Raw genomic sequence first — 15,276 nt, 5'->3', positions numbered from 1 at the left:
ACGTAAGGACAGATCCGTGATCCCGGTTTCGTTTGCGCAGCAGCGCCTGTGGCTGATCGACCAGATCGAGGGGCCAGGCCCGCTCTACAACCTGCCGTTCGCCCTGCGCCTGCGTGGCGCACTGGACCGGGACGCACTGCGGGCGGCGACCGCGGACGTCGTCACCCGCCACGAGCCCCTGCGCACGGTCTTCCCGGCCGTCGCGGGCGTCCCCGTGCAGCGGGTGGTGCCGGCCGCCACCGCCGTCGCGGATCTCGCCTTCGACATCGTCGACTGCTCCACCGACCCGGAGGGCTACCCGGCGCTACGCGACGCGGCGGCGGCGTGGGCCTTCGACCTCAGCAGTGAACTGCCGCTGCGGGTCAGCGTGTTCACGCTCGGCCCCGAGGAGCACGTGCTGCTCGTGGTGCTCCACCACATCGCGGGCGACGGCTGGTCGCAGGGGCCCTTCCTGCGCGACCTGGCCACCGCCTACACGGCGCGGTGCGCGGGCGCGGCCCCGGCCTGGGAGCCGCTGCCGGTGCGGTACGCCGACTACGCCCGCTGGCAGCGCGAGGTGCTCGGCGACGACACCGACCCGCAGAGCCTGATCTCGCGGCAACTGGACTACTGGCGTCACCAGTTGACGGGTGTGCCCGAGGAACTCGCGCTGCCCTTCGACCGCAGCAGACCGCCCGCGCCGAGCGCGCACGCCGACGGGTCCGCGTTCCGGATCGACGCGGCGCTCCACCAGCGTCTCGCCGACCTGGCCCGCGCCCACCGCGTCACCCTGTTCATGGTGCTCCAGGCGGGTCTGGCCGCCCTGCTGACCCGCCTCGGCGCCGGCACCGACGTCCCGATCGGTTCGGTGGTGACCGGCCGCACCGACGAGGCGCTGGACGACCTGGTCGGGTTCTTCGTCAACACCCTGGTGCTGCGCACCGACACCTCGGGCGATCCCACCTTCGGCGAACTCCTGGGCCGGGTCCGCGAGACCCAGTTGCAGGCGCACGCCTACGAGGACGTGCCCTTCGAGCGTCTCGTCGAGGAACTCAACCCGGTCCGTTCGCTGGCCCGGCATCCCCTGTTCCAGGTGATGTTCGTGCTGCAGAACAACGAGCGGGCCGAACTCGACCTGGCGGGCGTGCGGTGGGAGTCCGAGCCGCTCGGCCTGCGGGTCGCCAAGTTCGACCTGAACATCGGCATGACCGAGTCCTTCGCGGCCGACGGCACCCCCGACGGCCTCGCCGGCGCCGTCGAGTACGCGGCCGACCTGTTCGACCGCGAGACGGTGGAGCGGCTCACCGCCTCACTGGTGCGGCTGCTCGACGCGGTGACGGCCGCCCCGCGGCTGCCGATCGGGGACATCGACCTGCTCGGCCCCGAGGAGCGCGAGCGGATCCTGGTCGGCTGGAACGACACCGCGCGGCCCGCCCTCCTTGAGGCTTCGCTGCCGGCGGCGTTCGCCGCGCAGGCGGCCCGGACGCCGGACGCGGTGGCGCTGGTCGCGGGTGACATGACCGTCAGCTACGCCGAACTGGCCGAACGTGTCGACCGGTTGGCGCTGCGCCTGGCGGCGCTCGGCGTGCGCACCGAGTCTCCGGTTGCCCTGCTCCTGGAGCGCTCGGCCGACGTCGTCGTGGCGACCCTCGCGATCCTGCGTGCGGGCGGCGTCTACGTACCGCTGCACGCCGCCCTGCCGCCGGAGCGGCTCGCCTGGGTGCTGGGCGAGACCGGGGCGGTGGCCCTGCTCACCGACCGCGCCGACCTCGGCTTCGCCCCGGCGGTCCGTGTGGTGCGCCCCGACGGCACCCCGGTGACCGGCGCCTGCCCCGCCCCGGCGGCGGACCTGCCGCGGGTCCACCCGGAGCAGCTCGCGTACGTCATGTACACCTCGGGGTCGACGGGTCTGCCCAAGGGCGTGGCAGTCCGGCACCGTGACGTGGTGGCCCTCGCGACGGACCACCGCTGGCAGGGGGGAGCCCACGAACGGATCCTGCTGCACTCGCCGCACGCCTTCGACGCCTCGACCTACGAGCTGTGGGTGCCGCTGCTCCGTGGCGGGACCGTCGTGGTCGCGCCCGCCGGAAATCTCGACCCGGCGCGGCTGCGCGCGGTGATCGAGCGCCACCGGGTCACGGCACTCTGGCTGACCAAGGGCCTGTTCGACCTGGTCGCCGAGGAGGCGCCGGAGACCTTCGCGGGTCTGCGGGCGCTCACCACGGGTGGCGACGCGGCCTCGGCCGCCGCGATGCGCCGGGTGCTCGACGCCTGCCCGGGACTCACCCTCGGCAACGGCTACGGCCCGACCGAGACCACCACGTTCGCCGCCTTCCACCCCATCACCGCGCAGGACGCCGCCGGGGCGCGGGTGCCGATCGGCACCCCGCTGGACAACATGCGGGCGTACGTCCTGGACGAACGGCTCCAGCCGGTGCCGACGGGTGTGCCCGGTGAGCTGTACGTCGCCGGGGCGGGTGTGGCCCGCGGCTACCTGGGCAGGTCCGCGCTGACCGCCGAGCGGTTCGTGGCCTGCCCGTACCTCGCGGGCGAGCGGATGTACCGCACCGGTGACCTGGTGCGCCGGCGTGCCGATGGGCCGCTGGAGTATCTGGGCCGCGGTGACGACCAGGTCAAGATCCGCGGTTTCCGCATCGAACTCGGCGAGATCGAGGCCGCGTTGACGGGTCACGAGGGCGTCGGCCAAGTCGTGGTCGTGGTCCGTGAGGACGGCGGCGACAAGCGCCTCGTCGCGTACTGCACCCCGCAGGGCGAGCGCGGGGACCTGGCGTCCGAACTGCGCCGGCACGCGGCCGACGTCCTGCCGGGCTACATGGTCCCGCACGTCGTGGTCCTCGACGCCCTGCCCCGCAACGCCAACGACAAGGTCGACCGCAAGGCGCTGCCCGCACCGGACTTCGGGGGTGTCGGCCCGGGCCGGGCCCCCCGCACCCCGCAGGAGCAGGTGGTGTGCGCCCTGTTCGCCTCGGTGCTCGGCGTGGAGTCCGTCGGCATCGACGACGACTTCTTCGCCCTGGGCGGGCATTCGCTCCTGGCCACCCGTCTCATCACCCGCGTCCGCGGCGTCCTCGGCACCGAGGTCTCCGTCACCGACCTCTTCCAGGCCCCGACCGTCGCCCAGCTCACCGAGCGGCTCGGCGCGTCCGCCAACCGGCCCCTCCTGGCACCGTCCGAGCGCCCGGACCTGCTCCCGCTGTCCTTCGCGCAGCAGCGCCTGTGGTTCATCGACCAGGTCGAAGGACCCAGCGCCACCTACAACATCCCGCTGGCCCTGCGTCTGCACGGCCCGCTGGACACCGCCGCACTCGAAGCCGCCCTGGGCGATGTCGTCACCCGTCACGAAGCCCTGCGCACGGTCTTCCCCTCCCTCGACGGCGTGCCTCACCAGCGGGTCCTCGATGCCCCGCCGGCCCCCCTGCTCACCGTCACCGCCCGGCCCGCGAGCGACGTCACGGGCCACCTGTTCCACCTCGCCACCGACGTCCCCCTGCACGCCTACCTCATCCCGCGGGGCGCCGAGGAGCACACCCTCGTCCTGGTCGTGCATCACATCGCGAGCGACGGCTGGTCCCTGCGCCCCCTGTTCACCGACCTCGCCACCGCCTACCAGGCACGCCTCGCCGGCACCGCCCCCGCCTGGGACGCGCTCCCGCTCCAGTACGCCGACTACACCCTGTGGCAGCGCGAACTCCTGGGCACCACCGACACCGACGACAGCCCGCTCAGCGGCCAACTCGCCTATTGGACGCGTCAGTTGGCCGAACTGCCCGACGAGCTGTCGCTGCCCACCGACCGGCCCCGCCCCAGCACACCCACCTACCAGGGCGGCGTCGTCCCCCTGGCACTGGACGCCGACCTCTACGCCCGCCTCACGGAACTGGCGCGCGAACACCACGTCACTCCCTTCATGCTCTTCCAGGCCGCGTTCGCGGCGCTGCTCGGCCGCTACGGCGCGGGCGAGGACGTGCCGCTCGGCACGCCGGTGGCGGGCCGGACCGAGGAGGCCCTGACGGACCTCGTCGGCTTCTTCACCAACACCCTGGTGCTGCGCGTCGACCTGTCGGGCCGCCCCAGCTTCACCGACCTCCTGGCCCGGGTGCGCGACACCAGCCTCGCCGCCTACGCCCACCAGGACGTGCCCTTCGAGCGCCTCGTCGAGGAGCTCAACCCCGTACGCTCCATGGCCCGCCACCCCCTCTTCCAGGTCATGCTGGCCTTCAACAACACCACCGGGGGCGGTCTGCGGTTCCCCGGGGTCCGCGTCGAGGACGAGCCGCTCGCCACCGCCTCCTCCCAGTTCGACCTCACCCTGAACCTGGCCGAGCGGGCGGCCGGCGACGGCGCCCCGGCGGGGCTCGACGGCGCGCTGGAGTACGCGAGCGACCTGTTCGACCGCGAGAGCGCCGAACGGCTGTCGGCCGGTCTGGTCGCGCTGCTGCGCGAGGCCGCCGCGGCCCCCACCCTGCCGATCGACTCCCTGGACCTCCTCTCGGAGGGCGACCGCGCGTCTCTCACGGCCTGGAACGAGACCGAACTCGACCTCGGCCAGGCCCTGTTGCCCGAGATCTTCGAGGCTCAGGCCGCCCGGACGCCGGACGCCGTCGCCCTGGTGAGCGCCGACGCCACGCTGACCTACCAGGAGCTGAACGAGCGGGCCAACCGGCTGGCCCACCGGCTGGTGGCCGCCGGCGTCGGCCCGGAGCGGATCGTCGCCCTCGCGCTCACGCGGTGCGCCGACTCGGTGGTGTCGATCCTGGCCGTCCTCAAGGCCGGCGGCGCCTACCTGCCGCTGGACGCGGACTACCCCGCCGACCGCATCGCCCAGATGCTCGGCGACGCGGAGCCGTTCCTCGCCGTCACCCACGACCGCTGGCCGCTGCCCGACGTCCTGGACGGCGTACGCCCGTTGAGCCTCGACGTGCACGACACGGCCGCCCCGGCCGCCAACCCCGTCCGCCGTGCCGGCGCGCGCGACGCCGCGTACGTCATCTACACCTCGGGCTCCACCGGGCGCCCCAAGGGCGTCGTGATCGAGCACCGCGGCGCGGCCAACCTCTACGCCTTCCACCGCACCCACACCATCGCCGAGGCCGAACGCGCCCACCCGGGCCGCCGGTTCCGCGCCGCGCTGACCGCCTCGCTGTCCTTCGACACCTCGTGGGAGGGCCTGCTGTGGATGCTGGCGGGGCACGAGCTGCACCTGCTGGACGACGACCAGCGCCGTGACGCCCGCGCGGTGGTGCGCTACGCGGCCGAGGCCCGGATCGACGTCATGGACGTCACTCCCACCTATGCCGAACAGCTCCTGGAAGAGGGCCTGTTGGCGGAGCGGCGGCTGCCGGTCTTCCTGATCGGCGGCGAGGCCGCGGGCCAGGCCCTGTGGACCGCGCTGCGCGAGACGCCGGGCGTCACCGGACACAATCTGTACGGCCCGACCGAGTACTCCGTCGACGCGCTGTACGCACGTCTCGACGAGCACGAGGCGCCGCTGATCGGACGGCCGGTGTCCAACACCCGGGTGTACGTCCTGGACGCGGGGCTGCGCCTGGTGCCGCCCGGGGTCGCCGGTGAGCTGTACATCGCCGGCGCCGGCATGGCCCGCGGCTACCTCGGGCGGCCCGGCCTCACCTCGGAGCGCTTCGTCGCCGACCCCTTCGTCCCCGGCCAACGCATGTACCGCACAGGCGACTTGGCCCGCCGCACGCGCCACGGCGACCTCGAATACCTCGGCCGCACCGACCACCAGGTCAAGATCCGCGGCTTCCGCATCGAACTCGGCGAGATCGAGACCGTCCTCACCCAGCACCCGGGCGTCTCCCAGGCCGTCGTCATCGCGGACCAGGGCCGGCTCGCCGCCTATGTCACCGGCACCGCCGAGGGCGCCGACGTGCGCACCTATGCGGCGGGCCTGCTGCCCAACTACATGGTCCCGTCGGCCGTGGCCGTGCTCGACGCGCTGCCCCTGAACGTCAACGGGAAGCTCGACCGGGCGGCCCTGCCGGCGCCGCGGTTCACCGGCACCGCCGAGGGCCGGGCACCGCGCACCCCGCGCGAAAGCATCCTGTGCGAGCTGTTCGCCGAGGTGCTCGGGCTGTCCTCGGTCTCCATCGACGACGGATTCTTCGACCTCGGCGGCCACTCCCTGCTCGCCACCCGGCTCCTCAGCCGCGTCCGCACCGTCCTCGGCACGGACCTCGGCATCCGCACCCTCTTCGAACACCCCACCCCGGCCGGTCTGGCCGACCAGCTCGACAGCGGTGCCGCGGCCCGTCCCGCCCTCGTCGCCGGGCCCCGCCCGGAGGCCGTCCCGCTCTCGTTCGCGCAGCAGCGCCTGTGGCTGATCGACCGGATGGAAGGCCCGAGCGCGCTCTACAACGTACCCCTCGTGCTGCGCCTGCGCGGCGCCCTCGACAGCGCGGCCCTGGACAGGGCGCTCGCCGATGTCGTGGCCCGCCACGAGAGCCTGCGCACCGTCGTGACGGAGACCGACGGCCTGCCGTGCCAGCACGTCCTGCCGGCCGAGCGGTCCGGCTTCGCCCTCGATGTCGTCGAGTGCGCCGAGGACGAGGCCCCGGCGCTGGCGCAGGCCCTCGCGGAGCGCCCCTTCGACCTGGCGACGGACATCCCGATACGGGCCACGCTGCTGCGCACGGCGCCGCGGGAACACCTGCTGCTCCTGGTCCTGCACCACATCGCGGACGACGGCTGGTCGACGGGCCCGCTGGTGCGCGATCTGACCACCGCCTACACCGCCCGGTGCGCGGGCACCGCCCCCGAGTGGGAGCCGCTGCCGGTGCAGTACGCCGACTACGCGCTGTGGCAGCGCGCGGTACTGGGCGACGAGCAGCAGGACGACAGCCTGATCTCCAGCCAACTCGCCTACTGGCGGGACACGTTGGCGGGGCTTCCGGAAGAGCTGGCGCTGACCGGCGACCGGGGGCGGCCCACCGTGCCCAGCCATCGGGCCGGACGCGTGGCCGTGACGCTCGACGCCCGACTCCACGCGGATCTGCTCGCGTTGGCCCGGAGCCACCGCGTCACCCTGTTCATGGTGCTCCAGGCCGGGCTCGCCGCTCTGGTCTCCCGCCTGGGCGGCGGTACCGACGTGCCGATCGGCACCGCCGTCGCGGGCCGCTCGCACGAGGCGCTCGACGATCTGGTCGGCTTCTTCGTCAACACCCTGGTGCTGCGCACCGACACCTCGGGCGACCCGGTCTTCGGCGACCTCCTGGCCCGCGTCCGCGAAAGCGACCTGGCCGCGTTCGCCCACCAGGACCTGCCGTTCGAGCGCCTGGTCGAGGAGCTCAACCCGGCCCGGTCCACCGCGCGCCACCCGTTGTTCCAGATCATGCTGGTGCTGCAGAACAACGAGCAGGCCGCGTGGGAGCTGCCGGGGCTCGACACCACGGCGGAGTCCATCGGGACCGGCGCCGCCAAGTTCGACCTCAACGCCATCATGGAGGAGTCCTACGACGCCGACGGCAGTCCGGCCGGCATCGACGGCGCCCTGGACTTCGCGGCCGACCTGTTCGACGCGGCGACGGCGGAGCGGATCGCCGACGGCCTGGTCCGACTGCTCGCGGCGGCAGCCGACGGCCCGGACACTCCCGTCGGCTCCCTCGACATCCTCGGGGACGAGGAGCGCCGGGTGCTCCTCGTCGACCGCAACGACACCGCGCGCCCCTCGGTCACCGAGCCGACCCTGACCGCCGCGTTCGCGGCCCAGGTGGCCCGCACCCCGGATGCCGTGGCCATCGACGCCGATGAACTGTCCTGCACCTACCGGGAGTTGGACGAGCGCACCGACGCGGTGGCGGCCCGTCTGGCCGGGCTCGGCGTCGGCCGGGAAACACCGGTGGCGCTGCTGATGGAGCGCTCGGCGGACGTCGTCGTCACCACCCTCGCCGTCCTGAAGGCGGGCGGGGTGTACGTCCCGCTGCACACCACGCTGCCGCCCGAGCGGCTCGCCCGGATCCTGGCGGAGACCGGCGCCGCGGTCCTTGTGACCGACCGCGACGAGCTGGGCTTCGACACCGGGCTCGCGGTGATCCGTCCGGACACCGCGGCCGACGGACTGCCGCCGGCCACGGCCCGGCCGGCCGCTGCCGAGGTGCACCCGGACCAGCTGGCGTACGCGATGTACACCTCGGGCTCGACGGGTCTGCCCAAGGGCGTGGCCATCACCCACCGGGACGTGGTCGCCTTCGCCACCGACCATCGCTTCGCCGCCGACGCGCCCGACCGGATGCTGCTGCACTCGCCGCACGCCTTCGACGCCTCGACCTACGAGCTGTGGGTGCCGCTCCTCTCCGGGGGCACCGTCGTGGTGGCTCCCACCGGCGCGGTCGACCCCGGCCTCCTGCGCACCGCCGTGACCGAGTACGGGGTCACCTCGCTCTTCCTCACCAAGGGCCTGTTCGACCTGGTGGCCGACGAGGCCCCCGAGACCTTCGCGGGGCTGCGGGTGGTCGCCACCGGTGGCGACGCGGCCTCGGCCACGATGATGCGGCGCGTCCTTGAGCACGTGCCCGGTCTGATGGTCCAGAACCTGTACGGCCCCACCGAGATCACCACCGCCGCCACCGCGCACACCGTCGCCCTGGCCGACCTCGCCACCGCGCGCGTGCCGATCGGCACCCCGCTGGACAACACGCAGGCTTACGTCCTGGACGAGCGGCTCCAGCCCGTCCCGGCGGGTGTGCCGGGCGAGCTGTACGTCAGCGGCGCCGGTCTGGCCCGCGGCTACCTCGGGCGGCCGGCCCTGACCGCCGAACGGTTCGTCGCCCACCCCTTCCTCGCGGGCGAGCGGATGTACCGCACCGGCGACCTGGTGCGCCGGCGCGCCGACGGCACCCTGGAGTTCCGGGGCCGCGGTGACGACCAGGTCAAGATCCGCGGGTTCCGCATCGAACTCGGCGACATCGAGGCCGCGTTGAGCGGTCACGAGGGTGTCGGCCAAGTCGTGGTCGTGGTCCGTGAGGACAGCGGCGACAAGCGGCTCGTGGCGTACTGCACCCCGCAGGGCGACCCGTCCGGCCCCACGCCGGGAGTCCCTGCCGAAGGTGCCCTCGCCGAAGGGGTGCGTCAGCACGCCCTCGCCACCCTGCCCCCGTACATGGTCCCCGCCGCGATCGTCGTCCTGGACGCACTGCCCCTGAACAACAGCGGCAAGGTGGACCGCAAGCGGCTGCCGGAGCCCGGGTACGCCTGCGACCTCCCGGGCCGTGCGGCGCGCACCCCGCAGGAGGAGGTGATGTGCGGGCTGTTCGCCTCGGTGCTCGGCCTGGAGTCCGTCGGCATCGACGACGACTTCTTCGCGCTCGGCGGCCACTCCCTGCTCGCCACCCGTCTCATCACCCGCGTCCGCGGCGTCCTCGGCACCGAGATCTCGGTGGCCGACCTCTTCCAGGCCCCGACCGTCGCCCAGCTCACCGACCGGCTCAGCACCGCGGCCGGCCGGCCGGTCCTGGCGCCGGCCGAGCGTCCGGACCTCCTGCCCCTGTCCTTCGCCCAGCAGCGGCTGTGGTTCATCGACCAGGTGGAAGGAGCCAGCGCCACCTACAACATCCCCTTCGCGCTGCGCCTGCACGGCCCCCTGGACACGGCCGCCCTCGAAGCCGCCCTCGGTGACGTCGTCACCCGCCACGAAGCCCTGCGCACGGTCTTCCCCGCCCATGACGGAGTCCCCCACCAGCAGATCCTCGACGTCCCGCCGGCGCGCCTGCTCACCGTCACCCACCGATCCCCCTCCGAGGCGGCCGGACACCTCTTCCACCTCGCCACCGACATCCCCCTGCACGCCTACCTCGCCCCGCAGGGCACCGACGAGCACGTCCTCGTGATCGTGCTGCACCACATCGCGAGCGACGGATGGTCCCTGCGCCCCCTGTTCACCGACCTCGCCGCCGCCTACCAGGCACGCCTCACCGGCACCGCTCCCACCTGGGACGCGCTGCCCCTCCAGTACGCCGACCACACGCTGTGGCAGCGCGAGCTGCTCGGCTCCACCGACACCGACGACAGCCCGCTCAGTGGCCAACTCGCCTACTGGACGCGCCAGTTGGCGGACCTGCCCGACGAGCTGTCGCTGCCCACCGACCGGCCTCGCCCCAGCACGCCCACCTACCGGGGCGGCGTGGTGCGCCGGGAGTTCGGCGGGGAGCTGCACACGCGGCTCACCGCGCTGGCGCAGGAGCACCACGTCACCCCGTTCATGCTCTTCCAGGCCGCGTTCGCCGCGCTGCTCGGCCGCTACGGCGCGGGTGACGACATCCCCATGGGTTCGCCCGTGGCGGGCCGCACCGAGGAGGCGGTCTCCGACCTCGTCGGGCTCTTCGCCAACACCCTGGTGCTGCGGGTCGACCTGTCGGGCCGCCCCAGCTTCGCCGACCTCCTGGCCCGCGTCCGCGACACCAGCCTCGCCGCCTACGCCCACCAGGACATCCCCTTCGAGCGCCTCGTCGAGGAGCTCAACCCCGTACGCTCCATGGCCCGCCACCCCCTCTTCCAGGTCATGCTGTCCTTCGACAACACCTCCGCCGCCGAGCTCCACTTCCCCGGGGTGACGGCGCGGCCGGAGCCCGTGGACGAGTCCGGTGTGGCCAAGTTCGACCTCACGCTCGGCCTGGCCGAGCGGCACGACGCCCAGGGCGTCCCGGTCGGACTCGACGGCGCGCTGGAGTACGCCGGCGACCTGTTCGACGAGGCGACCGCACAGCAGCTGCTCGCCGCGCTCGGACGGCTGCTGCACCAGGTGGCGGAGCACCCGATGCGCCCCATCGGTTCACTGGACCTGCTGGCGGACGGCGACCTCGCCGCCCTGGAGCGCGGCAACGACACCGCTCGTGCGGTGCCGTCGGGCACGGTCGCCGATCTGATCGGCGCGCAGGCGGCCCGCACGCCAAACGCCCCGGCCGTCGTCCACGGCGACACGGTCGTCAGTTACGCGGAGCTGAACGCCCGCGCCGACCGGCTCGCCCGGCGGCTCGCGGCGGCCGGTGCCGGGCCCGAGCGGTACGTCGCCATCGCACTGCCCCGGTCGGCGGACTTCCCCGTCGCCGCCCTGGCGGTGCACCGGACGGGAGCGGCCTACGTACCGCTCGACCCGCGCCAGCCTGCGCAGCGCGTCGAGGCGATCCTCGGCGAGGCGGCCCCGGTGCTGCTCATCACCGACGGCGGGGCCGAGCTGAACGTCCCTGGCCTGCCGGTGATCCGCGTCGACCTCGAAGGCGACGCTCCACAGGACGGCCGGGGTGCGCACGACGGTGCGGAAGCGGCCGGTGCCGCCTGGCAGCCGGTGGCGGTCACGGCGGACCACGCGGCATACGCGATCTTCACCTCCGGGTCGACGGGCAAGCCCAAGGGTGTCGTGGTCCCCCACGGCGCTCTGGTCAACTTCCTCATCACGATGGCCGACCGGTTCCCGCTGGACGCCGACGACCGGGTGCTGGCACTGACCACGCTCGCCTTCGACATCTCGGCCCTTGAGATGTACCTGCCGCTCATCAGCGGCGCCGCCGTGGTCGTCGCGGACGACGACACGGTGCGCGACCCGAGCGCGCTGGCCGCCCTGATCGAGGGCTCCGGGGCCACCCTGGTCCAGGCCACGCCGAGCCTGTGGCAGGCGCTGCTGGCCGAGCACTCCTCGGTGGCCCGCGGACGGCGGCTGCTGGTCGGGGGCGAGGCGCTGCCGCCCGCCCTGGCCGACACGATGTGCTCGCTGTCGTCCGAGGTCACCAATCTGTACGGACCGACCGAGACCACCGTGTGGTCGACCGCTGCCACCCTCGGCGGCGCGGACACCACCAAGCCGGTCATCGGAATGCCGGTGGCGAACACCCAGATCCACATCCTGGACAGCGCGCTGCAACCCGTACCCCCCGGCGTCGCCGGCGAGCTGTACATCGCGGGAACCGGCTTGGCCCGCGGCTACCTCGGGCGGCCCGGCCTCACCGCGGAACGGTTCGTCGCCAATCCCTGCGCCCCCGGCCAACGCATGTACCGCACCGGCGACTTGGCCCGCCGCACCCACCACGGACACCTGGAGTACCTCGGCCGCACCGACCACCAGGTCAAGATCCGCGGATTCCGCATCGAACTCGGCGAGATCGAGTCCGTCCTCACCCAGCACCCCGGCATCGCCCAGGCCGTCGTCACCGCGCACGGCAACCGGCTCAACGCCTACATCACCGGCACCGCCGAACCCGCAGAGGCCCGCAGCCACGCGGCCGAGCACCTGCCGGGCTACATGGTCCCCGGCGCCGTCGCCCGCCTCGACGCGCTCCCCCTCAACGTCAACGGGAAACTCGACCGCAAGGCCCTCCCGCCCATCCACCACACCCCCACCCAGGGACGCCCGCCGCGCACCCCCCGCGAAACCGTCCTCACCGAACTCTTCGCCGAGACCCTCGGCCTGCCCGCCACCACCATCGACGACAACTTCTTCGACCACGGCGGCCATTCGCTCCTCGCCACCCGGCTGCTCAGCCGCGTCCGGGCCGTCCTCGGCACCGACCTCGGCATCCGCACCCTCTTCGAACACCCCACCCCCGCCGCCCTCAACCACCACCTCGACGGCGGACACAGCACACAGGACGCCCTCGACGTGCTGCTCCCGCTGCGCACCGGAGGCACCGGATCCGCGCTCTTCTGCGTGCACCCGGCGGCCGGCGTCAGCTGGGTGTACTCGGGTCTGCTGCGCCATGTGACGGCGGACCATCCCGTGTACGGGCTCCAGGCGCCGGGCCTGCGGGGCGACACGCCCGCCGGTGTAGACGCCATGGCGGCCGCGTACCTGGAGCGGATCCGCTCGGTCCAGCCCTCGGGCCCCTACCACCTGCTCGGCTGGTCGTTCGGCGCGGTGGTCGCCCACGCGATCGCGGTGCTGCTCCAGGAGCAGGGCGAGGAGGTCGCCTCCCTGACGCTGCTCGACGGCTACCCGGTGACCCCGGCCGCGGAGCCCGGGGCCGCCCCGGACCCGCTCGCGGCGGAGGAGGATCCGGTCGCCATGCTCCTGGCGTCGCTCGGCTACGAGGACGGCGCGGACGCCGAGGAGGGCCTCGCGACCCTGGAGGCCATGCTCGGACCGGCCGCCCGCGAGCTGCCCCGGATCTACGCCGAACACCATGTGCTGCTCGACGCCCACCGCCCGGGCGTCTTCCACGGCGACGCCCTGTTCATCGGTGCCTCGCTCGACAAGCCCGAGGGCTGGCCGTACGAGAGCGCCTGGCGCCCGTACGTGACCGGCCTGATCGAACACCGCACCATCGCCTGCGCGCACGGCGCGATGACCCGGCCCGGCCCGATCACCGCCATCGCCGAGGCGGTCACCAAGAAGCTGGCCACGACGGACCACGGAGAGACCCGATGAGCACGACATACGCACCGCGGAAACCGGCGGGGCCCGACAGCGCGCCGCGCGGACGATGGGGCCTGTGGGGCGCGGCCAACTTCCGCCGGCTCTGGCTCGGTGAGACCGTCAGCGGCCTCGGCACCGCCATCGGCAACGTCTCGCTGTCGCTCGTCGCGGCGGTCACGCTGGACGCGAGCCCGCTCCTGATGGGCGTCCTGACGGCCGCCACCTGGCTGCCGTGGCTGTTCATCGGGCTGCCGGCCGGTGCCTGGGTGGACCGGTGGCGACGGCGCCGGGTGATGCTGGTCTGCGACCTCGTCCTGATGGTGCTGTTCGCCAGCGTGCCGGTGGCCGCCTGGGCCGGCCGCCTCACGGTGGCCCAGGTCCTGGTGGTGGCCCTGCTGACCGGCGTCGCCAAGGTGTTCTTCAGCACGGCCTACGGCGCCCTGCTGCCGTCCGTGGTCGACTCCGCCGACATCCTGGAGGCGAACACCAAACTGCGCGGCGGCGAGGCGGCGGTGGAGGTGGCGGGCCCCGGCGTCGCGGGCCTCATCACCCAACTCCTGGGCGCGGTCACGGGTTTGTTCGCGGACGCGCTGAGCTATCTGGTCTCCGCGCTGTGCCTCGGCCGGATCGACGTGCGCGAGGAGCCCCCTCCGCCGGCCGAGCGCCGTGCGCTGCGCCAGGAGATCCTCGAAGGCCTGCGCTTCCTCCTGGGCGACCCCTATCTGCGGACGCTCGCCTGCTTCAGCATGCTGGGCAACCTCGCTCTCAACGGCATCCAGGCCGTGCAGACGGTGTTCCTGCTGCGCGACGCCGGTCTGCCGCCCGGCTCCGTCGGCACCGTGTTCGCGGTGGTCAGCGCCGGGGGCCTGGCCGGCGCGGGCGTCGCGGGGTGGATCGCCCGCCGGTTCGGGAGCGCCCGGGGGCTGCTGCTCTGCATGCTGGTGATCGCGCCCTTCATCTTCCTCGTGCCGCTGGGCGGACGGCAGTTGCCGATCGCGCTGAGCGCGGTGGCGTGGGGCGTGGCGGTGTGCGGAGTGATCGCCGGCAACGTCATCGCCGGCAGCTTCTTCCAGACGTACTGCCCGGGCGAACTCCTCGGCCGCGTCCGGGCCACCAGCTCGACCATCGGTTACGGAGCGATTCCGGTAGGCGCCCTGCTCGGCGGCGCGCTCGGCAACGCCCTGGGCACCCGGCCCACGATCTGGATCATGGCAACGGTCCTGCTCGGCGCCGGCGCGGTCCTGCTCGCCAGTCCGATCCGCCGCCTGCGGGACTTCCCCGTACGAAAGGAGAGCTGAACCACCATGCGCATCAGACCACTTCGCCCGGCGGACAGCGAACCGCTCGCCGAGCTCTACCTCCAGGACCGCGCCTTCCAGCGGGAGTGGGAACCCGACGAGCCCGACGCCTTCTTCACCCCCGAGGGCCAGCGCGCCTCCGTCGCACAGGCCCTGCGGGAGTCGGCGGACGGACGGATGATGCCCTGGATCATGGAGGCCGACGGGCAGCCGGTGGGCCGGATCAACCTGACCGGCATCGCGCTGGGCAGCCTGATGGCCGCCTCCGTCGGCTACTGGGTGCCACGCCGCTTCGGCGGCCGGGGACACGCGAGCAGCGCCGTGGGCCAGGTCCTGGACATCGCTTTCTTCGAGCTCGGCCTGCACCGGATCGACGCGTACGTCCGGGTGGACAACGCGGCCTCCCTGCGCGTCCTGGCCAAGCACGGGTTCCACACCGTGGGCGTCTCGCACGGCCACCTGCATGCCGCGGGGCGCTGGCGGGACCAGGTCTGCCTCCAGAAGATCGCCCCGTGGGACGACGGCGTCCGGATGCACGCCGGCTTCGGCGACGCCCTCCTCGACCCGGCGGCCTAACCCCGTCGATCCGGCTTCAACTCCCTTGCCTCAAGCATCACTTCA

General features: G+C 73.4%; 3 protein-coding genes. All 3 read left to right on the top strand.

From position 1 onward, the window contains the following. Positions 1–16 precede the first annotated feature (16 nt). The 3 genes from ACFYNP_RS35230 to ACFYNP_RS35220 are packed head-to-tail and all read left to right on the top strand — an operon-like array spanning position 17 to position 15,231. Entirely contained in the window at positions 17–13,369 is a 13,353-nt protein-coding gene (locus ACFYNP_RS35230; protein WP_388791296.1) for an amino acid adenylation domain-containing protein, read from the top strand. Then, positions 13,366–14,655: an MFS transporter gene (locus tag ACFYNP_RS35225; protein ID WP_388791294.1), complete on the top strand. Its 1,290-nt coding sequence runs from the start codon at positions 13,366–13,368 to the stop codon at positions 14,653–14,655. Before ACFYNP_RS35230 ends, ACFYNP_RS35225 begins: the two co-directional genes overlap by 4 nt. Before the next feature lie 6 nt (positions 14,656–14,661). Then, a complete protein-coding gene (locus ACFYNP_RS35220; RefSeq protein WP_388791292.1) occupies positions 14,662–15,231 on the top strand; it encodes a GNAT family N-acetyltransferase in 570 nt (189 codons plus the stop codon). Positions 15,232–15,276 lie beyond the last annotated feature (45 nt).

The organism is Streptomyces sp. NPDC006691 (assembly GCF_042869955.1).
In the GTDB taxonomy this organism is placed as follows: Bacteria; Actinomycetota; Actinomycetes; order Streptomycetales; family Streptomycetaceae; genus Streptomyces.
The sequence above is the reverse complement of the archived record's forward strand: the minus strand, read 5'-3'. Positions and strand labels throughout refer to the sequence as shown.

Coding starts and splice junctions, on each gene's coding strand:
- ACFYNP_RS35225 (WP_388791294.1), top strand. CDS start 13,366: ATGAGCACGACATACGCACCGCGGAAACCGGCGGGGCCCGACAGCGCG.
- ACFYNP_RS35220 (WP_388791292.1), top strand. CDS start 14,662: ATGCGCATCAGACCACTTCGCCCGGCGGACAGCGAACCGCTCGCCGAG.